The organism is Flavobacterium sp. AJR, from assembly GCF_002156885.1.
Taxonomy (GTDB): domain Bacteria; phylum Bacteroidota; class Bacteroidia; order Flavobacteriales; family Flavobacteriaceae; genus Flavobacterium.
Genome location: NZ_NCWQ01000087.1, coordinates 1 through 21,717, shown reverse-complemented (window position 1 = coordinate 21,717; position 21,717 = coordinate 1). Strand labels below are relative to the sequence as shown.

19 protein-coding genes are annotated in these 21,717 nt (G+C 32.5%); 16 read left to right on the top strand and 3 right to left on the bottom strand.

Going from position 1 to position 21,717, the window contains the following annotated elements; all coding sequences use genetic code 11:
* Positions 1-305: 305 nt before the first annotated feature.
* The gene (locus B8T70_RS19615) at positions 306-908 is read right to left on the bottom strand and encodes an NUDIX hydrolase (protein ID WP_039118336.1); all 603 of its coding nucleotides are present in this window, start codon (positions 906-908) and stop codon (positions 306-308) included.
* A gap of 7 nt (positions 909-915) precedes the next feature.
* Between B8T70_RS19615 and pyrE the strand changes: the two genes are divergently transcribed.
* The 3 genes from pyrE to B8T70_RS19600 all read left to right on the top strand — a co-directional run bounded on the left by pyrE (position 916) and on the right by B8T70_RS19600 (position 2,987).
* A complete protein-coding gene (gene pyrE / locus B8T70_RS19610; protein WP_039112983.1) occupies positions 916-1,563 on the top strand; it encodes an orotate phosphoribosyltransferase in 648 nt (215 codons plus the stop codon).
* Between the two features lie 133 nt (positions 1,564-1,696).
* Positions 1,697-2,089, top strand: a complete 393-nt coding sequence (locus tag B8T70_RS19605; RefSeq protein ID WP_086895938.1) for an SRPBCC family protein — start codon at positions 1,697-1,699, stop codon at positions 2,087-2,089.
* A 235-nt stretch (positions 2,090-2,324) separates the two neighbouring features.
* Positions 2,325-2,987: a hypothetical protein gene (locus B8T70_RS19600; protein ID WP_086895937.1), complete on the top strand. Its 663-nt coding sequence runs from the start codon at positions 2,325-2,327 to the stop codon at positions 2,985-2,987.
* A gap of 137 nt (positions 2,988-3,124) precedes the next feature.
* Here B8T70_RS19600 and B8T70_RS19595 read toward each other — a convergent pair whose 3' ends face one another.
* Positions 3,125-3,853, bottom strand: coding sequence for a biotin--[acetyl-CoA-carboxylase] ligase (locus B8T70_RS19595; protein ID WP_086895936.1), 729 nt, complete (start codon positions 3,851-3,853; stop codon positions 3,125-3,127).
* Between the two features lie 93 nt (positions 3,854-3,946).
* Between B8T70_RS19595 and rsfS the strand changes: the two genes are divergently transcribed.
* The 7 genes from rsfS (at position 3,947) to B8T70_RS19560 (ending at position 9,575) form a co-directional block, all read left to right on the top strand.
* Complete coding sequence (gene rsfS, locus B8T70_RS19590) at positions 3,947-4,318, top strand: ribosome silencing factor (protein ID WP_039112987.1); 372 nt, start codon at positions 3,947-3,949, stop codon at positions 4,316-4,318.
* Positions 4,319-4,333: 15 nt separating this feature from the next.
* Entirely contained in the window at positions 4,334-6,259 is a 1,926-nt protein-coding gene (ftsH, locus tag B8T70_RS19585) for an ATP-dependent zinc metalloprotease FtsH (RefSeq protein WP_039112988.1), read from the top strand.
* 113 nt (positions 6,260-6,372) lie between these two features.
* Positions 6,373-6,975, top strand: coding sequence for a lactate utilization protein B/C (locus B8T70_RS19580; protein WP_039112989.1), 603 nt, complete (start codon positions 6,373-6,375; stop codon positions 6,973-6,975).
* A 1-nt stretch (position 6,976) separates the two neighbouring features.
* Positions 6,977-7,864, top strand: a complete 888-nt coding sequence (locus tag B8T70_RS19575) for a phosphatidate cytidylyltransferase (protein WP_039118333.1) — start codon at positions 6,977-6,979, stop codon at positions 7,862-7,864.
* A complete protein-coding gene (locus tag B8T70_RS19570; protein WP_039118332.1) occupies positions 7,854-8,507 on the top strand; it encodes a phosphatidylserine decarboxylase family protein in 654 nt (217 codons plus the stop codon). Before B8T70_RS19575 ends, B8T70_RS19570 begins: the two co-directional genes overlap by 11 nt.
* A complete protein-coding gene (locus B8T70_RS19565) occupies positions 8,507-8,776 on the top strand; it encodes an acyl-CoA-binding protein (RefSeq protein WP_039112992.1) in 270 nt (89 codons plus the stop codon). The genes B8T70_RS19570 and B8T70_RS19565 overlap by 1 nt, the downstream gene beginning before the upstream one ends.
* Before the next feature lie 7 nt (positions 8,777-8,783).
* A complete protein-coding gene (locus B8T70_RS19560; RefSeq protein ID WP_086895935.1) occupies positions 8,784-9,575 on the top strand; it encodes a superoxide dismutase in 792 nt (263 codons plus the stop codon).
* Between the two features lie 58 nt (positions 9,576-9,633).
* Here the strand turns inward: B8T70_RS19560 and B8T70_RS19555 are convergent, their stop codons facing one another.
* Positions 9,634-11,505 (bottom strand): alpha-amylase family glycosyl hydrolase, encoded by a 1,872-nt coding sequence (locus B8T70_RS19555; protein ID WP_086895934.1) that lies wholly within the window; start codon positions 11,503-11,505, stop codon positions 9,634-9,636.
* A gap of 861 nt (positions 11,506-12,366) precedes the next feature.
* Between B8T70_RS19555 and B8T70_RS19550 the strand changes: the two genes are divergently transcribed.
* The 6 genes from B8T70_RS19550 (at position 12,367) to B8T70_RS19525 (ending at position 21,675) form a co-directional block, all read left to right on the top strand.
* The gene (locus B8T70_RS19550) at positions 12,367-13,968 is read left to right on the top strand and encodes an OstA-like protein (RefSeq protein WP_052250029.1); all 1,602 of its coding nucleotides are present in this window, start codon (positions 12,367-12,369) and stop codon (positions 13,966-13,968) included.
* A gap of 165 nt (positions 13,969-14,133) precedes the next feature.
* A complete protein-coding gene (locus B8T70_RS19545; protein WP_086895933.1) occupies positions 14,134-15,324 on the top strand; it encodes an aspartate aminotransferase family protein in 1,191 nt (396 codons plus the stop codon).
* Positions 15,325-15,594: 270 nt separating this feature from the next.
* Positions 15,595-16,992 (top strand): tetratricopeptide repeat protein, encoded by a 1,398-nt coding sequence (locus B8T70_RS19540; RefSeq protein WP_039118327.1) that lies wholly within the window; start codon positions 15,595-15,597, stop codon positions 16,990-16,992.
* Positions 16,992-17,741 (top strand): shikimate dehydrogenase, encoded by a 750-nt coding sequence (locus tag B8T70_RS19535; protein WP_086895932.1) that lies wholly within the window; start codon positions 16,992-16,994, stop codon positions 17,739-17,741. Before B8T70_RS19540 ends, B8T70_RS19535 begins: the two co-directional genes overlap by 1 nt.
* A 310-nt stretch (positions 17,742-18,051) precedes the next feature.
* The gene (locus B8T70_RS19530) at positions 18,052-19,455 is read left to right on the top strand and encodes a glycoside hydrolase family 1 protein (RefSeq protein WP_086895931.1); all 1,404 of its coding nucleotides are present in this window, start codon (positions 18,052-18,054) and stop codon (positions 19,453-19,455) included.
* 204 nt (positions 19,456-19,659) lie between these two features.
* The gene (locus tag B8T70_RS19525) at positions 19,660-21,675 is read left to right on the top strand and encodes a DUF349 domain-containing protein (RefSeq protein ID WP_039112999.1); all 2,016 of its coding nucleotides are present in this window, start codon (positions 19,660-19,662) and stop codon (positions 21,673-21,675) included.
* The last annotated feature ends 42 nt before the right edge of the window (positions 21,676-21,717 follow it).

The following is a 21,717-nucleotide window of genomic DNA, read 5'->3' as shown; positions in this document are numbered from 1 at the left end:
TTTTTTTATGTCTTTCCAATATAGTCATTGCCCGCTAGCGCGAGCGTCCCGCTCGTGAACGTAATCAAAATCAATTAGATAACTAAACTTAAAAAGATAGTCACGAGCGGGACACTCGCGCTAGCGAAGAAATCGAAAACGTAACTAAGACTAAAAACTAATAACCACAAACAGAATCCCGCGTGAGGGATAAAAGCTAGCTACCAAAGTAGCGCGTATAGCCCGACAGCATATAAAAAAAGACCCAATGAACGTTATGGCTCATTGGGTCTTTCTTTATATGGTGGCACGCCCAAATGTTTATTCTAAGCGATTTTACTCTCTTCTTCGAATAGTAATTTGATGTTTTCGTAGGAGTTTTTAAGTGCTTCTTTTATCTGTACGGGACTTAACCAGGCTACTTTTTCGATTCCTTCTTCTAATTGTCCTTGTGGCGTTCCTTTAAAATCGGATTGCATTTCGAACCAATGCGTAATTTTTAATTTGTATTTTCCGTTACGTTTAAAAACGTGATATGTCTTTTGTAATTTATTGGTAATTCTTAATTTACCAACTCCTGTTTCCTCTTCTACCTCACGCATGGCGGTGTCTTCGATCTCCTCCCCTTTTTCTATTCCGCCTTTTGGTAAGTCCCATTTTCCATTTCTGAAGATGAATAACACTTCTCCTTTTTTATTATAAACTAGTCCTCCTCCTGCTTTATTTACAGGAATTTTTGACTTTAACGTTTTCATAATTTCCTTTTCGTCAGGATGATATAAATACGCTGCTTGAATTTTATTTTGGAACATTTTGACTATAATTTGCTCTATGTCAATACTTTCCAACAAGAACAATTGAAAATTAGTCTCTTTGGAGATTTCATTTGTCAAAAAAAGTGGTTTGTCGTTCACAAAAACTTTATACATTTGTACTATGATTTTTAATAAAGATACTGCCGAAAAAACAGCCGAATTGCTTTTGCAAATAAATGCAATTAAATTGAATCCAGGAAATCCTTTTACATGGGCTTCGGGATGGAAATCACCTATTTATTGTGATAACAGGCTAATTCTCTCATTTCCAAGCATCAGAAATTATGTTAGAGATGAGTTTGCTAAGAACATTGAAAAACAATTTGGTAAGCCAGATGTAATCGCTGGAGTTGCTACAGGAGCCATAGGTATTGGTATTCTTGTTGCCGAAAGCTTAGGATTACCATTTGTATATGTTAGACCAGAACCTAAAAAACACGGAAGACAAAATCAAGTTGAAGGTTTTTTACAAAAGGGACAAAATGTTGTTGTTGTCGAAGATTTAATAAGCACAGGAAATAGTAGTTTGCTTGCTGTTGAGGCTTTACGTAATGCTGGAGCCAATATTAAGGGTATGGCTGCTATATTTACTTATGGTTTTGATGTTGCTGAGAAAAACTTTCAGGATGCAAAAATCGACTTATACACACTAAGTAACTATTCGAATTTATTAAACCTTGCTGTCGCTAAAAAATATATTCCTGAAGAAGATTTGGTTACCTTGCAGGAATGGAGCGTAAATCCTTCGGTTTGGAGACAAGAAGAATAATTTTAAATTCTAGATTTTAGAAATTTAGTTCCGACACAGCTTTGAAACCTGGACTTTATAAAGTTTAATAACATAAAGAACTTATGTACTTTGCTGCAAAAATTTACGATATTATTTAAATAAAATATAAAACATGAACTTAGAAAGTCCAAAAGTTACCGTTCAGAAATCGGCTCAAGAATTATTTGATTTATTGAGTGATGTGAAAAATTTTGAAAAATTAATGCCAGATAACATTGCTAAATTTGAAGTAATTGGCGAAGATGCTTTTATTTTTGGATTAAAAGGTATGCCGGAAATAAAATTAAAAATGAAAGAAAAAACAGCTCCAAACAAAATTGTTTTGGGTGCTGCAAGCGACAAATTACCATTTACATTGGTATCTAACATCGAAACTGTTTCAGATACTTCTAGTGCTGTAAAGCTTGATTTTGAAGGAGAATTCAACCCAATGATGGCAATGATGATAAAAGGACCTATTGGTAAATTTATTGAAACTCTAGCCAACAATATGACTAAACTATAATTAACAATAGATAATTGTTAATTCATAATTATAAAATTTAAAAGTCCGATTTAGCAAAGCTAAATCGGACTTTTTGTTTGAATACGTCGCTAAAAGCCTCTGAACCTTTGTTACTTAAAACCTTAGTACCTTAAAAAAACCAATTCATCATTAAAAAGAAACAGTTCGGTAATGTATTTTATGTAATACATTAATATTGTTAGAAGTTTGAATCATCAAACTAAATAACATCAAAATGGAACTAACTATCAAGATTTTAATTTATATCCACGCTTTTTTCGGAGGAATTGGATTAATTACTGGAATTGGAAGTGTAATTGTAAAAAAAGGAAAGCCTTTACATCGAAAAACGGGAAAACTATTCTCTATCGGAATGCTAACTAGTTCGATTCTTTCACTTATAGTTTGTTGTTTTCCAAAACACCACAATATTTTTTTATTCTTGATTGGTTTATTTACAATATACCTGGTTATTTCAGGAAATAGAGCTTTGACTTTTAAAAACAAGGCAAAAGCTGATTTAACTGATAAGATAACTTCAGGAACTATGCTATTTTTCTCTGTAATAATGATTTCACTTGGAATATATTGTCAATTAAACAGCATTGAAAACGGAATCTTATTTACTTTCTTTGGTGGATTTGGGTTTTATATGACTGTGAAAGATTTTATTTATTTTAGAAATCTTTCGGAGAAAAATAAAGGTTGGTTATCCAAACATATCGGAAAAATGATTGGCGCTCTGATCGCTTCAATAACAGCTTTTATCGTTGCTGGATTGGGCATTGGAAATATAATTACATGGATAACACCATCAATCATAGGAACGCTGTATATAATATACTGGAATAGAAAATTAAAATCTAAAACCGTAAAAACAATAAAAGTTCAAGTTTAAAAACTTTTGAACTTTATTTAAGTCTATGATTAAAAAAATCAAAGTGATTTTATTTTTTCACAGAGTTACTAAGGGCTATGAAAAACAATCAAAATAAAACCTTTGAGCCTTTGCCTCTCAGAACCTTAGTACCTCTTTTAATAAAGCATCTTAATCTCTTTAATCTCAAATTCCGAAACTGAGTCATCTTCTAGTAAAACTTGTAATTTTCCTATTGAAGAAACTCCCTGAATAATTCCCATGAAATTTTTATTATTTACATTTTTAAAGGGCATTGGAACTCCTTTTCTAAATAACTTATTAAAATATTCTCCCCAAAAGAAGTTAGATCGTTTGTTCCAAAGGAGAATATTCTCTTTCATTATCTCTACAATCGAAACAACTAGATTTTCTTTGTTAAATTGGGCGTTACAAATCACTGCTAATGAAGAAGCTTTTGGCAGATTTTCGAAATTTGTCTGATTTACATTTAAGCCTAAGCCAACTACTGACACGATAGTGCCATCACTTTTGAGCGTATTTTCTATCAAAATACCACCAATCTTTTTATTATATGACATAATGTCGTTTGGCCATTTTATACTTAAATCAGGAATATTTAATTCTTCTAAAGCTTTTATTACTGATAATGAAAAGATAATATTTAAATTAAAAAACTGCTCACTATCAAGCAAGAAATCCTTAACCAACACACTCATTATTAAATTCTTACCTATGTCAGAACGCCAAACCTCCCCCATTTGTCCTTTCCCTTTTGTTTGGTTTTCGGCAGTAACAACAGTAAAATTCTCCGACTCCTGTTGGCTACTTAATAATTTTAAGAACTCATTTGTTGAATCTATGGCATCGAGTTTGATTAGTTTCATCTAAATAATTTATATAACTTAATTTAATATTTTGTTAAGGTTCAAAAATAATCACAAAAATTGGTAACTTTACAAACTCATATAAAATAATTCATGGCGAAAAAGACTGTTAATAATGATGTTCTGTTAGCGAACATAATCAAAGGAATCGAAGAAGTAAAAGGAAATGATATTAGTATCCTAGACCTAAGGGAAATAGACGCAGCAGTTTGCGATTATTTTATCGTTTGCAACGGAAATTCGAATACCCAAGTTAACGCCATCGTAGGCTCAATACAAAAAACTGTATCAAAAGAATTAAAAGACAAACCATGGCATATAGAAGGAACCGATAACGCAGAGTGGGTTCTTATGGATTATGTGCACATTGTTGTTCACGTATTTCAAAAACACATTCGAGAATATTATAATATCGAGAGTCTTTGGGGAGATGCCAAAATAACTACAATCGAAAACAAATACTAAAGAAACATTCTTCAAATGGCTAAAGATAATAATCCAACCCCGAGTAAATTTAAAATAAGTCCTTGGTTAATTTATACCGCAATACTTTTAATATTTTTATTTATCAGTTTTGCAACCGGAGGATCAAGTTTACAAGAGCCTGCCCAATTAACCTCTTCTAAATTCAATGATTTTTTAGAAAAAGGACAAATTGATAAAGTAATTGTATACAATAAAGCTGAAGCTGAAGTGTATCTTAATGCTGCTGCACTTAAGGATCCAGCGCAAAAAAAAGTATCTAAAGACATTTTTGACAGACCTAACAAAGGTCCTCACTATACTTTAGAAATTGGTAACGATCAGATTTTTCAAACTAAATTAGAAAAAGCAGTTAGCGAAGGCAAACTGAAAGATTTTAATTTCCTTCAAAAAAATAACTGGAGTGACATATTAATTAGTTTACTTCCGATTATCATTATTATTGGAGTTTGGATTTTCATTATGAGAAAAATGTCAGGCGGCGCTGGTGGCGGTGGCGGACAAATTTTCAACATTGGAAAATCAAAAGCTAAACTTTTTGACGAGAAAACTGATATCAAAACTACATTTAAAGATGTAGCTGGTTTAGAAGGTGCTAAAGAAGAAATACAAGAAATTGTAGAATTCTTGAAAAACCCAGAAAAATACACCAACTTAGGAGGTAAGATACCGAAAGGTGCCTTACTTGTAGGACCTCCTGGAACTGGTAAAACATTATTAGCAAAAGCTGTAGCTGGCGAAGCACAAGTACCATTCTTCTCATTATCAGGTTCTGATTTTGTTGAAATGTTTGTAGGTGTTGGAGCTTCACGTGTACGTGATTTGTTTAAACAAGCAAAAGAAAAATCTCCTGCAATCATTTTTATTGATGAAATTGATGCTGTAGGTAGAGCTCGTGGTAAAAGCAATATGTCTGGCGGTAATGACGAAAGAGAAAATACACTGAACCAATTACTTACAGAAATGGACGGTTTTGGAACAAACTCTAACGTAATTGTATTAGCTGCAACAAATAGAGCCGATGTTCTTGACAAAGCTTTAATGCGTGCTGGTCGTTTTGACAGACAGATTTTTGTAGACTTACCAGACATTCGTGAAAGAGCAGAAATTTTTCAAGTACACTTAGCTCCTTTGAAAAAAGTAGAAGGTCTTGATTTAGATTTCCTTGCAAAACAAACTCCCGGATTCTCTGGAGCAGATATTGCTAACGTATGTAACGAAGCTGCATTAATTGCTGCAAGAAACAACAAAACTGCTGTAGATAGACAAGATTTCCTTGACGCTGTAGACAGAATTGTAGGTGGTCTAGAAAAGAAAAACAAAATTATTACTCCAGACGAGAAAAAAGCAATTGCAATTCACGAAGCTGGACACGCAACTGTAAGCTGGATGTTAGAACATGCTGCACCACTTATTAAGGTAACTATTGTACCTCGTGGACAAAGTTTAGGAGCTGCATGGTACTTACCAGAAGAGAGACAAATCGTAAGAACAGACCAAATGCTAGACGAAATGTGTGCAACTATGGGCGGAAGAGCTGCTGAAAAAGTAACTTTTGACAGAATTTCGACTGGTGCATTAAGCGATTTAGAAAAAGTTACACGTCAAGCTCGTGCTATGGTAACGATTTACGGACTGAATGACAAAATCGGAAATGTTACATATTACGATTCAACAGGACAAAGCGAATACAACTTTTCAAAACCGTATTCTGATGAAACTGCAAAAGTTATCGACCGTGAAATTTCAGAATTAATTGAAGGTCAATACCAAAGAGCAATAAAAATATTAGAAGACAACAAAGATAAGTTAAATCAACTTGCTGAAATCTTAATTGAAAAAGAAGTTATTTTTAAAGATGACCTAGAAGCAATTTTCGGAAAACGTACTTTTGATAAAAACCTAGAAGAAGTAGTTTCGTAATACTATTCAAATAATTTAATTATTTTTAAAATCTTAATTCAAAAGCCACTTTTGAATTAAGATTTTTTTATCTTTGAACGTTTTCAATTAACACGTAAAGCATTTCAACAATAATGAGCTTTTTTAAAAAATTATTTGGTTCAAGCCATGACGCATCTGATGAAGAGAATCAAAGTGAATATAGCAATTCACTTTCTGAGAATCCTCTTTCTATAGATGAACAATTCATTTTCAATTTTAAAAAAAATGGAGGTAAATTTTTATACTGCGAAAATATTCAGGAAGTAACTGAACAGTTTGAAAATATCCTAGAAGAAAATGATTGGTTTGAAAGTGAAGCCGCATGTTATGAGCCCGCCTTATTTCATTTGCTAGAAGAGAATAAATTAATTTACCAAAGACCAACTAATCCTAAATTCTTATTAGCTAGTTGTGAAAATCTAATTGCAGAAGAAGGTTCTATATTGTTTTCATCAAAACAAATTAAACAGAACAAACCTAACGAGTTGCCTATAAATATTGTTATTCTTGCAACTACAAGTCAAATTCTTACTGCTAAAAGTGATGGTCTTAGTGCCATAAAACGTAAGTACGAAAGAGATTACCCTACCAATATTACCACTATAAAATATTTCGAAAAAGCAAAAGAAGAAGACTTTACGCAATACGGAAGTGTAGCGAAGAACTTGTATTTATTGCTCTTAGAAGACCTGTAAGATGAATGAAACCCTCAAGAGAGCTCTATCTGGTGCCGTTTATATAGTATTACTACTAACGTCTATCCTATATTCAACGGAAAGTTTTATTTTACTTTTCGGTGTTTTTCTAATTATTGCAACTTACGAATTTTGTAATCTGGCTCACATTAATAAAATATTTTCAATTTTATTTGTTTCTGTGTTTTACTCAACCATATCACTCCTAAGTTTTTATAAAAGCGAAACTGAAAATTACATCAATAAATTTTTAAAAGAAGATATTAAATTCACCATCAATGTAGATCAATTAAACACTGCTTTATTAGTAATTACTTTATTGATATCGGTAAAATGCATTGTGTTTTTATTTGATGATACTCAAACAATAAGTCGAGCATCTAAATATCTTTACTTATTAGGATACATTACATTGCCTTTTATTTTTATTACTAAAATTTCGTTTGGAATAAAAGATTATAATCCAAAAATCATTATTGGATTATTTATTCTTATCTGGACGAATGACACCTTTGCCTACTTGGTAGGAAAATCTATTGGAAAAAATAAATTATTTGAACGTATTTCACCAAAAAAAACCATCGAAGGGTTTCTTGGCGGAGTTGTTTTTGCCTGTTTTGCAGGTTATTTAATTTCAAAATTATATATCAAACCTAACGCTAACTTTAGTGATATGTCTATTTTAATATGGACAATCATCGCTTTAATCGTTGGTGTTTTTGGTACTATCGGCGATTTAATTGAATCAAAATTTAAAAGAATAGCTGGAGTTAAAGATAGCGGAACAATAATGCCTGGACACGGAGGCGTTCTAGATCGATTAGATAGTGTTATATTTGTAGCACCAATTGTATTTTTATTTTACCAAATTTTAAATTATGTTTCATAAAGAAGGAACCCAATCCATTTTATTAGGCACTATATTCGTTAGTGTTGTACTTTTATTAACTGATCATTTTATTGATATCAATTGGCTTAAAATGTTGATTCAGATTAGTGCTTTATTATTGTTAATCATAATATTGCAATTTTTTAGAAACCCAAAAAGAACAGTTATCAAAGATATCAATCAGATTCTTGCTCCTGTTGATGGTAAAGTTGTTGTAATTGAAGAAGTTTACGAAGGTGAATATTTTAAAGACAAACGCCTACAAATTTCAATTTTCATGTCGCCTATTAATGTACACGTTACTCGTTATGCATTAGACGGAATTGTAAAATTTAGTAAATACCACCCTGGTAAATTTTTGGTTGCATGGCACCCAAAAGCAAGTGAAGAAAACGAAAGAACAACTGTTGTAATCGAAAATAAAACTTTCGGAGAAGTTTTATATAGACAAATTGCAGGTGCATTAGCACGCCGAATTGTGAATTATGCACAAGAAGGAATGCAAGTTGTACAAGGAACAGATGCAGGTTTTATTAAATTTGGTTCAAGAGTAGATATTTTCTTACCTTTGGGCACACCTATTAATGTTGTATTAGACCAAAAAGCAATTGGGGGTAAAACCATTATTGCTACAAAAGGGTAATGACTGAAAAAGATTTAGATACACGATTTTTAGAGGCTGTAGAAATTGCTTCCAAAATGACACAAGCCTCACTGCCACAAGATGTGCAATTGAGGCTGTATGCTTTTTATAAACAAGCAACTTTTGGTACTGCAAAGTATAGCCAATCTGAAAATTTTGACTTGAGAAACGCTTTTAAAACAAATGCGTGGATTCAAATTAGTCATTTAAGTGTAGACGAAGCCAAAGAAAATTATATAGAAATCATTAATTCACTAATAACAAAATAGATATTTTATGAAAAAATATAGTATTCAATTTTCGTTTTTTATCTTGATTTCATTTACGATTCTCTCTTGTAATGATAACAATAAACTAACTGAAGTCGTTGAAGTTCCTCTACCATCAAAGGATGAAAAAATAATAATTGGGAGCCCAGATGAAGTTAAAGCAAATCCAGGAGCTTTTCTACTAGAAAAACTTCCGTATGCATATAACGCATTAGCTCCAAATATTAGATCATTAACTCTGGAGACACATTACTCAAAACATTATTTAACTTATACTAATAACCTAAATAAAGCAATTGCCAATACTGATTATGTAAATATGACGATTGAGCAAATTCTAGGCAAGTTAGATTTAAATGATGCAAATCTTCGTAATAATGCTGGTGGATATTATAACCATTCCCTTTATTGGAAATGTATGACTCCAAAACCAGAAGCTGAACAAGCTACAGATACACTGGCTGGTGCAATGAATAAAGAATTTGGCTCATATAATAACTTTAAAAATTTATTTAAAGCTGAAGCAACAAAACAATTCGGATCAGGATGGGTTTGGCTAGTTGTAGATAAAGCTGGGAAATTACAAATTACAACAACCCAAAATCAAGATAATCCTTTAATGAAAAACGCATTAATCTCTGGAACTCCAATTCTAGCTTTGGACTTATGGGAACATGCTTATTATCTGGATTACCAAAACAGAAAAAATAGTTATGTCGATGCTTTTTTCAATATCATTAATTGGGAAAAGATAAACGAAAATTATAAAACTGCTCTAACCAAGGTTAGAAAAGTCTAAAAAAAAAAGCTGATACATTTTGTATCAGCTTTTTTTTGGTTTTAACAAAAATATTAATCTACTTCAATTCATAAATAAACGACTCCAATGGCGCTAATTTAACTTTAGCTTTTCCTTCACCATTTCTCACAACCAAACTAGTTTTATCTTTTAAATACAATTGATCCGTAAGCGTATATTCTCCATCTTTCAATTTCCATTTAGCAATAACATCCACAGGAACTTTCAATTCAAATTCACTTGTTTTATCCGCAGAAAAATTAACTACAATAATTAGTTTTTGATTATTTGACCAACGCACATAAGAATAAATACCCGCATCATATCCTGAAGTATTCTTTCTGTTTACAGTTTGAATTTCTTGAAAACTGCCCATTAACGCAGAACTCTTTATCGAGAAATTTAGTAATCGCTTATAAAAATCTCTCAAATCCTTCTCAGATTGCGTAAGTTGTCCTCCGTCAAATTTGCCATTGTTCATCCATCGCTGATGATTTGGCACGCCGATATAATCAAAAATCGAAGTTCTTGTAGGTTTTCCGAATCCAGCATTTTCATTTCCTGCTTCTCCTACTTCCTGTCCAAAATAAACCATCGTTGGCGAAGTACTTATTGTTGTAGAAACTACCATCAAAGGTTTTCCTTTTTCTGGAGTTCCAGCAAACTCAGAACTTGCCAAACGTTGTTCGTCATGATTATCTAGAAAATGAAGCATATTATGCTCAATATCTGACATATTATGCTGAATACCCGAAAGCTCGTCAGGCGAAGATTTTCCTCTAATTACGTCTTTCAGTTTATCATACGTTTCTACTTTATCATATAAATAATCCATTTTACCCAAGTGAATATAATTACGATATTCTTTAGGGTTATACACCTCTGCTAATAAGAAAGCATTTGGGTTCTTAACCTTAATCGCTGAGTTCATATAACTCCAAAATTCATAAGGAACCATTTCGGCCATATCAAAACGGAAACCATCAACACCTTTATCTGTCCAATACAAAGCAATTGATTTAAATTTCTTCCAAGAATCAGGAACATCTTTATCATTCCAAAAATTATAATGCTCTTGGTATGATTTTTTATCAAAATCAGCAGGAAGTTCAGGAAAATCTTTAGAACCATCAGGGCGAATTCCGTAGTTTACTTTAACTGTTTCATACCAGTCATTTTGATCAGGTTTGGCTTTACGCGAACCATTTCCTGTCCATTTTGCAGGATTTTCACCAAATTTCCCATCTACAAGCGCATTTTTCTCACCGTTTAACGGAACATCATTATCAGGAATTTGAAATGGGGTATTTGGTATATAATAAAAATTGTTATCACGTTTGTATTCAACCGTTACATCATCATTGGCGCCAAAATCTTTTTCGCCTACAGGATTGTTTTTGCCTTCATACTTTCTCGCAATATGATTGGGGACAATATCTATAATTACTTTTAAGCCTGCTTTATGCGTACGTACAATCAAAGCTTCAAATTCTTGTAAGCGATTGGCTGGATTAACTGCCAAATCAGGATTTACATTATAATAATCTTTTACGGCATACGGTGATCCTGCTCTACCTTTTATCACTTCGGGATCATCATTAGAAATTCCAAATGCAGTATAATCACGAACCAGCGCATGATGAGGAACACCAGTATACCAAATATAGGTAACACCTAAATCTTTAATTTCGTGTAGTGCTTTATCGGTAAAATCGTTAAACTTCCCTACTCCATTCTCTTCAATAGTTCCCCAAGGTTTATTTGTGGTATTTGTATTCCCGAACAAACGGGTGAAAACCTGATATACAACAACTTTATTTCCTGAAACTACCTCCCTCTTGTCCGTATTTAATTTTATATCTTTTGTTTTACATGCAGTAACTAATACCATTGCGGTAATACCTGCTATAAGAATACGTGCTTTTATCATGTTTATATAGTGTGCTTTTATTAATTTTTAATACCAAAATGTATTAACCAGTTTTTAAATTTAATCTATTTTTTAAGACATAAAATGGCAGAATAAAATTTAACTAAAAAAACGGTTTCGCTACTAACACTACAACGTGTTAGTATATTTATTTGTTGATAACTTAAACTTTTTATTAAAGGTGCAAAGGTTCATAGCTACAAAGGTTCAAAGGATTGAAACTTTACTCCCGACGCTTCGGGATTGCGTAAACAATTATTTTGCTATTAATTTTTGCCACAGATTAAAATGATTAAACAGATTCAAAACTTTGCTGCCGACGCTTCGGGATTGCGTAAATCATTGCGTTCTTTGCGTTTAAATCTTTTTACCACAGATTAAAAAGATTAGAATGATTTTAAAATCCGTTTTTATCCGCGTTTTCGCTTAAGCAAATCTGTTTTATCCGCGTTCCTTTCCCCCACAAACTAAAGAATTAAATAGATTCAAATCTTTGCTAACCTTGCGTAAACCTTTTCGCCCTTTGCGGTTAATTTCTTTTTCTGCAACAAATTAAAAAATCTGTTTTTATCCGCGTTTTTACTTAAGCGAATCTGTTTTATCCGCGTTTCTTTTCTCGTCAGTTATTCTAAGAAAATGTGTTTAGGACTTTTAATAGAATTAAAACAAATCAATTCGCAAAAATTCGTATAGTTCGTGGTAAAAAAAGTTTAGCCCTATCAAATAATATCAGTTATAAATAAATCCTAATATCTGTTAAGGTTGTTTCCTTTTTCATAAATTTGACAAAAATTTAATCAATTGAAGAAATCACTCTTTTTCATATATAGCTGCTTGCTAATTTTAAGTGTTAATTTAGGAATGGCACAAGCTCCAAAAATAATTAACATCGAGCATTCTGACTTTGTCGACAGGAATGAAATCGAAATGCCAGGCGCCATTTTACTTACCGGAAACGTAAAAGTAAATCACGATGGTGTGGTTTTAACTTGTAATAAAGCTTATTTATTTCAAGGAGAAAATTACCTAAAAGCTTTTGGAAATGTACAAATAGTACAAGGTGACACCTTATTCTTAAATAGTAAATACGCAGAATATAGCGGAAACTCTAAAAAAGCATTTGCAACAGGAAATGCTGTTATGAGTTCTCCAGATGCAACATTACAAACAGACACAATAAACTTTGACAGAAACGTTCAGGAAGTATTCTATAATTCTAAAGGAACTATTATCAACAAAGACAACACTTTAGAAAGTAAATCAGGAAGATATTATGCCGAACAAAAAAAGTTTGTATTCCTAACCGCAGTTACGGTTACCAATCCTAAATGTGTTATAAAATCAAACCACTTAGATTATTATAGTAATTCTGGACATTCCTATCTATTTGGCCCATCTACAATTACCAGTAAAACCGATTATATCTATACCGAAAAAGGGTTTTATGATACTAAAAAAAATCTGGCACATTTTCTCCGGAAATCATACATTCGCTATGATACCCGCCTAATAGAAGGTGATAGTTTATACTACGACCGAAATAAAGATTTTGCATCGGCAACTAGAAATGTAAAAATTACAGACTCCATAAATCGCGGAATAGTAAAAGGTCATTATGCCGAAATATACAAACAAAAAGATTCTATGTTTGTTACTAAGAGAGCCGTTGCAATAAACTTTGTCGATAACGATTCCGTTTACATACACGGAAAAAGGCTAATGATTACAGGAAAAGAAGGTGATCGAATCATTCGTGCTTTTAACAATGTTCGTTTTTTTAAAACCGATATGAGTGGAAAATGCGATTCGATACACTCTAATAGCAGAACAGCCTTAACAAAACTAATAGGAAACCCAATACTCTGGAACGGCGAAAGCCAGATTACAGGCGATATTATGCATCTTATTGGCGATAATAACACCAAAAAACTCGACTCGCTCAAAGTCCTCAATAACACCTTTATAATCTCCAAGGATACCTTGGGAACTGGCTATAATCAAGTCAAGGGATTAAATTTATTCGGAAAATTTAGGGACGGAAAACTACACGATGTTGATGTCATAAAAAATACCGAAGTAATTTATTATATGCGGAATGATGCCAATGAACTCATAGGAATTAATAAAAACGTAAGTAGCAAAATCAATCTTATTTTAGAAAACAATGCTATCGAAACCATTACATTCTTCAATCAAGTAGATGGAGATATATTCCCCGAAGCCGAATTACCCGAAAATGCTCGAAAACTTAGAGGTATGGTTTGGCGAGGAGACGAAAAGATAAAGTCTAAAGATGATATTTTCACAAAAGAAGAAAACGACGAAAACGACAAATTAGTCCAAGAAGGAAAAGACGAAAATGCCAAAGAAAATGTTCCTATGAAAGTAAGGAAAGAAACACTCGATTACGACAAGAAAAAACCAGCAGCAAAACCTGCTAAGACAACTAAGACCAAGAAGTAGTATATACTCTCAATTTTTAGTATGCAGTCGCAGTGACAGTTTTCAATCACCGTTTTTAATAACAATAATAACAATAATAACAGTTTAAAACATTAAACTAGAAAACCTCTGTCCCTTTGAGCCTTAGCGCCTCAGTAACTTAGAACCTTAGTACCTTAAAAAGAAATGAATCCAGATTTTATAAAATACCAAGCACAAACATCACCATATCCGTTAGGAATGGAAGTTTCGCACGCCATAGGATCCTACATATACGACACCAATAATAAAAAATATTTAGACTTCGTAGCAGGTGTTTCAGCCTGTACATTAGGTCACCAGCATCCAAGAGTAAATCAAGCAATAAAAGATCAGTTAGACAAATATTCACATGTAATGGTCTACGGAGAATATTCGCAAAGTCCAGCAGTAGAGTATTGCAAACTAATGGCTTCCCTCCTTCCCGAATCACTAAATAAAACCTATTTAGTAAATTCAGGAACCGAAGCAATTGAAGGCGCACTAAAACTAGCCCGAAGAACAACAGGACGTAGCCAGTTAATATCATGTCATAACGCCTATCATGGCAATACAATGGGATCAATGAGTGTTATGGGATTCGAAGAGCGCAAACAAGCTTTTAGACCCTTAATTCCAGATGTCGACTTCATTACGTTTAACAACGAAGAAGATTTACAAAAAATAACCACAAAAACTGCCGGAATAATACTCGAAACAATACAAGGAGGAGCAGGATTTATAGAGCCACATAATAATTTTCTTCAAAAAGTACGCAAACGTTGCGACGAAGTTGGAGCCATGATGATAGTCGACGAGATTCAACCAGGATTTGGTCGAACAGGAAAACTATTTGGCTTTCAGAATTACGAAGTCGTTCCCGATATTGTAGTTATGGGAAAAGGTATGGGAGGCGGAATGCCAGTAGGCGCATTTACAGCATCGGCAGAAAAAATGGATCTGCTTACCGAAAATCCAAAACTCGGACACATAACCACTTTTGGGGGCCACCCTGTCATTGCGTCAGCCTGTTTGGCAACTTTGAAAGAAATTACTGAGACAAACCTAATGCCCGAAACATTAGAAAAAGAAAAACTCATCAGAACACTTTTGGTACATCCTTTGATTAAGGAAGTTAGAGGAAGAGGATTAATGCTTGCCGCCATGACAGAAAGTGCCGAAATAACAAACGAAGTTATTTTAACCTGTCAGGACAAAGGGCTTATTTTATTCTGGTTGCTGTTTGAAGGATGTGCCATACGTATTACACCTCCGTTAACAATTTCTGAAGAAGAAATAAGAGAAGGTTGCGCCATCATCCTAAATGTAATGGATGAAATAATGAAGCAAAAAGAATAATTAGGAGCTATTTCCAGCTATCCGCTTATATCTTTTGTTTTTTAAAGAAAAAAACAAAAGGATATCGCTTCTATCTGGGCTAAAGCATATCGTTGACAAAAGAATATTTACGAATTTAATACTTTCAGTTTTATAAAAAACCCACCTAGAAACTGATTGCAGGTACTGCAAATATTGTTAATTAAATTGTTCACAACAATTCCCTCCTTCCCCACATAACAAAAACATGTTGCCTAAATTTATAATAGGCTAATATCAAAAAAATAAAGTATGCAATTAAGCAACGAAGAAGAAGATTATAACCTATCCCTATCCAAATTTGAGTCTATGTTAAAAACTAACAAAGTACTCTTTTTTGATTCAGAAGAATTTGAAGAGATTATCCTTCATTATCTGGACATAGGCAAGGCTAATTTAGCAAAAAAGGCCTTAAAACTAGCACTAGATCAACATCCTAAATCTACAGGCTTAAAATTAGTACAAGTAGAGATGCTGGTGTATGACGACAAACTCGAAATAGCCGAAAAGCTTTTGAACGAGTTGTACGCAATCGAACCTAACAACGAAGAAATTTACATCCAGAAAGCAAACATCTATTCTAAAAGAGATCAACACGAAAAAGCAGTCGAATTACTTAAAATTGCTTTAGAATACACAGATGATTTTGCCGACGTGTACAATTTAATCGGTATGGAATATCTTTTTATGGACAATCTTGAAATGGCAAAAGATAGCTTTATCAAATGTCTGGAAGAAGATTTAGAAGACCAATCGGCCTTATACAACGTAGTATATTGTTTTGAGTTTTTAGATCAAAATCAAGAAGCAATTACCTATTTAAACCAATACATAAACAAAAATCCTTATAGCGAAATCGCTTGGCATCAGCTAGGACGCTTGCATTATGGCGTAAAAGAATATGAAAGCGCCATCCGTGCGTTTGATTATGCAACTTTAATCGACGATGAGTTTCTTGGTGCATTCATGGAAAGAGCCAAAGCTTACGAACGTTTAAAACAATATGCCGAAGCAATAGAAAGCTACAACCGTACCATCGAGCTAGATGATGCAACATCGTATGCATTATTAAGAATAGGAAAATGTTACGAGAAACTAGGCAATAAAGCTTTAGCGCTAAAATATTACAATAAAACTGTACATGAAGATCCACTTTTAGACAAAGGATGGATTGCCATAACCGACTTTTATGTACGCCAAAAAAACTTCCAGAAAGCATTGTTCTTTGTTAATAAAGCATTAGCAATCGACAATCAAAACCGTTTGTATTGGAAACGCTATGCGATGATAAACAAACAAATGAACTTTTTTGAAGAAGCAGAATTTGGCTACCGAAAAGCAGTCGAATTTGGTGATCATGCACTAGATACTTGGTTGTTCTGGACAGATATCCTTCAGTTTTTGGGCGAATTCGAAAGCGCAATTCAAACATTATTGCAAGCAACTGAATATTTCCCAGAAGAAAACGAAGTCGAATACCGTTTAGCAGGATTGTATTTTATGATACAAGACAATACTAAAGCCAAATTTCACTTAAGTAATGGATTACGATTAAATTTTGACAATTATATTTTAATCGAAGACTTATTTCCAGTGGTTTGGACTAAAAAAACGGTACAAAATTATATTACAAAACATAAAAAACAATAATGATTCATATTTTAAAAAGGCGTTTTGGCTTATTAGGAAAAAATATTAGTTACTCTTTTTCAAAAGGTTATTTTACCGAAAAATTCAACGACGAACATTTTAAAGGATGTAGTTATGAGAATTTTGATATTCCGGAAATTAACTTTTTTACAGCATTAATAAAAAACAATCCCGATTTAAAAGGATTGAATGTAACAATTCCTTACAAAGAACAAATACTACCTTTTTTAGATAAACTATCAAAAAAAGCCACATTAATCGGTGCTGTAAACACAGTAAAATTTACCAAAAACGGAAAATTAAAAGGATACAACACCGATTATTATGGTTTTAAAAAATCATTAAAACCTTTATTGCAACCACACCACAAAAAAGCATTGATTTTAGGTACAGGTGGCGCTTCTAAAGGAGTTGCTTTTGCATTAGACGAATTAGGGATTTTATACACCTTTGTTTCTCGCGAAGCCAAAGAAAACATCATAGATTATAATTTAATCAACGCTACAACTTTTGATAATTACCAAATTATAATCAATAGTACACCCGTTGGTACAAGCCCAAATATTGAAGCTTATCCAGCAATTCCGTACGAGTTTTTTACAAAAAAACACATCGCTTACGATTTAATCTATAATCCTGAAGAAACAACATTTCTTAAAAAAGCAAAAGAAAACGGAGCCGTAATAAAAAACGGATACGATATGCTTATTTTTCAAGCCGAAAAAGCTTGGAAAATATGGAATAAATAAAATACTTCCAAAAATAATATTAAAGACTACAATTGCAAGATTGTGTTTTTTTTTTGTTTTACGACTATTCTGAAGCCTCTCGCTTAATTGAACGCGGATGACACGGATTTTAAGAATAACAAGTAGAATCCGTTTTTATCCGCGTTTTTACTTTTGTAAATCCGTGTCATCCACATTCCTTTTTCCAGACTATAGCGAAACATAACAACACAACCATTAATTGCCGTTTTTTAATACTAACATAACACCATAAAATAATCACTTAACCTTAATACCCTAGCTTTGTTTCTGTTAAACAGATAAATAAAGTATGAATATATTTTTAAAAGTACTCGTTGTAATAGCAATACTATATCTTCTTATAATTATTTATCTTTCTATAAAATACCCCGTTATAAGTTGGGATTGGACTAAGAAAAATACACATGATTTAAACTTCCCTAAAGATTTTCATTGGGGAACTGCAACAGCCGCTCATCAGGTCGAAGGCGGACATACGAATAGTAATTGGTCTTGGTGCGAAAATCAAAAAAATAAAGATGGTAAACCCCGCATTGATAATGGTGACAAAGCTGGACTTGCCACAGATCATTGGAACTTATACCCGAAAGATATCGAACTCATGCAGGAACTAGGCGTTAACTCCTATCGTTTCTCCTTATCATGGAGCAAAATAAACCCCGAAGAAGACAAATTTGACGAAAAAGCAATTCAGCATTATTCAGATGTAATTGATAGCTTATTAGCCAAGAAAATCATCCCAAACATCACATTACACCATTTTGAAGAACCGCTTTGGTTTATGAATAAAGGAGGATTTGAAAAAGAAGAAAATAACAGTTATTTTTTATTATTTGTAAAAACTGTTTTTAATAGATACAGTAATCGGGTTACTTTTTGGACAACATTTAATGAAATTAATGTGTACACCAATTTGGCATTTATGTCAGATATATTTCCTCCGGGCAAAAAGAACTCTAAAATTGCTGGGCAAGTTTTAAAAAACATCCTAATTGCGCATACTCAAGCTTACAAAATGCTGAAAGCTTTACCAAATGGCAAGGAATCTCAAATAGGTATTGTAAAAGACATTTTCTTTTTTGAGCCTAAAAACAGATGGAATTTACTCGATTGGATTGGAGCTTTAGTTGCCAATGATAATTTTAACAATTCATCATTGAACTTTTTTGAAACTGGGAAATATCATTTTGGCGTTCCGTTTGAAGCCAATGTAAATTACATTGATAGAGATGCTCCCAATACAATCGACTTTATGGGGCTTAATTACTATTCACATTATGCTACAACTTTCAAATTTATAGAACATGAAAAAATGTTTTCGCCAGTAGCTGGCGAAGAAATGACCGACATGGATTATACCGTTTATCCCGAAGGAATTTACAGAGCCATAAAACGAATGTCACGCATCAGGAAACCAATTATTATTACCGAAACAGGTATTGCCGATGCCAAAGATAACAGGAGAAGTTTATTTATAGAAAGAGAATTATATGCCATATCCGAAGCTATAAAAGATGGTTATGATGTAAGAGGATATTACTACTGGTCACTAATCGATAATTTTGAATGGAGTTTAGGTTATGCCAAAAAATTTGGGTTATACACGGTAAATCTTGAAACACAAGAAAGAAAATTAAAAAATGGAGGCAAAACTTATCAGACAATTGTAAAACGTTTTTCGAACATAAAATAGCTCTAAAACCAACTTTAGACAAAAAAATCAAAATATTTTAAATATTCTACACTAATCTCAATCTCTTTTATCTCCTCAAAAACAACCCATTAGTAAGAATTTTAAACATAAACACACTATAAATAAGGGATTTATTTTGTAGTTCCGAACACCTTTACTATCTTTCGCTCTAGATTTAAAGTAAAAACCTTATACATTGACAAGATGTTAGAAGAAAAGAATGATAACCTGCAAGATGCAGATGGAAAATTAGAAAATGGATCTGCAAATTCTGCTGAAAACAGTGAGACAACTTCGGTTGAAATTATTGAAAATGAAGCAGAGAACATTGTGCCTGAATCTGAGAATACAATAACTCTTTCTGAGGAAGAATTATCGAATACAGAAGCTGTTGCTGAAACTCAAAATCAGACAGCACTAGATGCAATAACCAATTCTAATGCTGAAGAAAGTGAAGACGAAACTCTAAAAGAGCGTCACGACCTTCCGATGCAAGATTATAATACTTTTTCGCTTGACGAACTTGTTGCTGAACTAAAAAAATTAGTTTCTTCAGACAAAGTTATGTCTGTAAAAGAGCATATTGAAGAAATAAAGAAATCGTTTTTACTACAGTATAATCATCTTATCGAAGAAAAAAGAGAAGAATTTAATGCTGAGAATCAAGATCCAAATGAAGAATTTCAATATCATTCTCCATTAAAAACGAAGTTCGATGAATATTACAATATATTCAGAAATCATCGAAATGCACATTTTAAAAATCTACAAACCAATCTAAAATCAAATTTAGAAAATAGACTGGCTATTGTTGAGGAATTAAAAGAGCTTATTAATCCGCAAGAAAACATAAAAGATACTCTTAAACATTTTAATGAATTAAGAGAAAGATGGAAAAATGCTGGTTCTATCCCAAAAGACAAGTACAATCACGTATGGAATAACTACCATTTTCATGTAGAGAATTTTTATGATTATTTGCATTTAGATCGTGAAGCCAGAGATTTAGATTTTAAACACAATCTTGAACAAAAACAAAAAATTGTAGCTCGCGTAGAAGAATTAGTTAATGAAGCTGATGTAAGCAAAGCGTTTAGAGAATTACAAGATTTACATAGAATCTGGAAAGAAGATATCGGTCCAGTTTCTAAAGAACACCGTGATGAGATATGGAATAAGTTTAGTGAATTAACTAAAAAAATCCATGATAAACGCGAAGTTTTGTTTGAGAACATTAGAGGTTCAGAACTTGAAAATCTAGAAGTTAAGAAAAATATTATTGCACAAATCGAAGTTCTTGCTACCGAAAAGGTAAATACACACGCGCTTTGGTTGTTACAAATAGAAAAAGTAGAAGCTTTACGCTCTGCTTTCTTCGCAGCAGGAAAAGTTCCTTCGGATGTAAACGAAGCTACCTGGACTGCATTTAAAACTGCCGTTAGAAACTTTAATACTTTTAAAAATTCATTTTATAAAGACATTAAGAAGGATCAAAACGACAATTTAAATAAAAAAATGGCTCTTGTTGCCAAAGCCAAAGAATTACAAGAAAGCACCGATTATGAATCGACTACTCCTGTAATGAAAAAAATTCAGGAAGAGTGGAAACAAATTGGTCATGTTCCTAGAAAATACTCTGATAAAATCTGGAAAGAATTTAAAGATGCTTGTAATAGTTATTTTGATAAATTAAAAGAGCACAAAAACGAAGAAAATGGTGATGAAGTAGCTGCATTTGATAATAAAAAAGCTTACTTAGAAACTATTCGTGAATTCCAACTTACTGGTGATCACAAAACAGATCTTGATGCTATAAAATTACACATCGAGACATGGAAAAACTTCGGAAAAGTACCATTTCCTAGACGTCATATCGAAGGTAAATTCAATAAGATACTAGATGCGCTTTTTGAAAAATTAAGCTTAAGCAAAAAAGAAACAGAAATGATTCGATTTGCTAATAGAATCGATAATTTATCAGAAAGTAATGATACTAGAAAATTAGACAATGAGAAAATTTTCTTAATGCGTAAAATTGAAGAAGTTCAAAATGAAATTTTCCAATTAGAAAATAACATTCAGTTCTTTACCAATACTAAAAATGCCAAGAAAGAAAACTCAATAGTTCTGGAAGTTCGCAAAAACATTGCGCTTCACAAAGAAAGTCTTGATGTTTGGAAAGAAAAATTACACCAATTAAGAAATTTAGACAACCACTAAATCTATTAAAAAGTTTATAAATAAAAAGAGCGATAATTAATT

Excerpts from the sequence above, each read along its gene's own strand:
- B8T70_RS19615 (WP_039118336.1), bottom strand. The coding sequence starts at position 908 with ATGTATAAAGTTTTTGTGAACGACAAACCACTTTTTTTGACAAATGAA.
- pyrE (WP_039112983.1), top strand. The coding sequence starts at position 916 with ATGATTTTTAATAAAGATACTGCCGAAAAAACAGCCGAATTGCTTTTG.
- B8T70_RS19605 (WP_086895938.1), top strand. The coding sequence starts at position 1,697 with ATGAACTTAGAAAGTCCAAAAGTTACCGTTCAGAAATCGGCTCAAGAA.
- B8T70_RS19600 (WP_086895937.1), top strand. The coding sequence starts at position 2,325 with ATGGAACTAACTATCAAGATTTTAATTTATATCCACGCTTTTTTCGGA.
- B8T70_RS19595 (WP_086895936.1), bottom strand. The coding sequence starts at position 3,853 with ATGAAACTAATCAAACTCGATGCCATAGATTCAACAAATGAGTTCTTA.
- rsfS (WP_039112987.1), top strand. The coding sequence starts at position 3,947 with ATGGCGAAAAAGACTGTTAATAATGATGTTCTGTTAGCGAACATAATC.
- ftsH (WP_039112988.1), top strand. The coding sequence starts at position 4,334 with ATGGCTAAAGATAATAATCCAACCCCGAGTAAATTTAAAATAAGTCCT.
- B8T70_RS19580 (WP_039112989.1), top strand. The coding sequence starts at position 6,373 with ATGAGCTTTTTTAAAAAATTATTTGGTTCAAGCCATGACGCATCTGAT.
- B8T70_RS19575 (WP_039118333.1), top strand. The coding sequence starts at position 6,977 with ATGAATGAAACCCTCAAGAGAGCTCTATCTGGTGCCGTTTATATAGTA.
- B8T70_RS19570 (WP_039118332.1), top strand. The coding sequence starts at position 7,854 with ATGTTTCATAAAGAAGGAACCCAATCCATTTTATTAGGCACTATATTC.
- B8T70_RS19565 (WP_039112992.1), top strand. The coding sequence starts at position 8,507 with ATGACTGAAAAAGATTTAGATACACGATTTTTAGAGGCTGTAGAAATT.
- B8T70_RS19560 (WP_086895935.1), top strand. The coding sequence starts at position 8,784 with ATGAAAAAATATAGTATTCAATTTTCGTTTTTTATCTTGATTTCATTT.
- B8T70_RS19555 (WP_086895934.1), bottom strand. The coding sequence starts at position 11,505 with ATGATAAAAGCACGTATTCTTATAGCAGGTATTACCGCAATGGTATTA.
- B8T70_RS19550 (WP_052250029.1), top strand. The coding sequence starts at position 12,367 with ATGGCACAAGCTCCAAAAATAATTAACATCGAGCATTCTGACTTTGTC.
- B8T70_RS19545 (WP_086895933.1), top strand. The coding sequence starts at position 14,134 with ATGAATCCAGATTTTATAAAATACCAAGCACAAACATCACCATATCCG.
- B8T70_RS19540 (WP_039118327.1), top strand. The coding sequence starts at position 15,595 with ATGCAATTAAGCAACGAAGAAGAAGATTATAACCTATCCCTATCCAAA.
- B8T70_RS19535 (WP_086895932.1), top strand. The coding sequence starts at position 16,992 with ATGATTCATATTTTAAAAAGGCGTTTTGGCTTATTAGGAAAAAATATT.
- B8T70_RS19530 (WP_086895931.1), top strand. The coding sequence starts at position 18,052 with ATGAATATATTTTTAAAAGTACTCGTTGTAATAGCAATACTATATCTT.
- B8T70_RS19525 (WP_039112999.1), top strand. The coding sequence starts at position 19,660 with ATGTTAGAAGAAAAGAATGATAACCTGCAAGATGCAGATGGAAAATTA.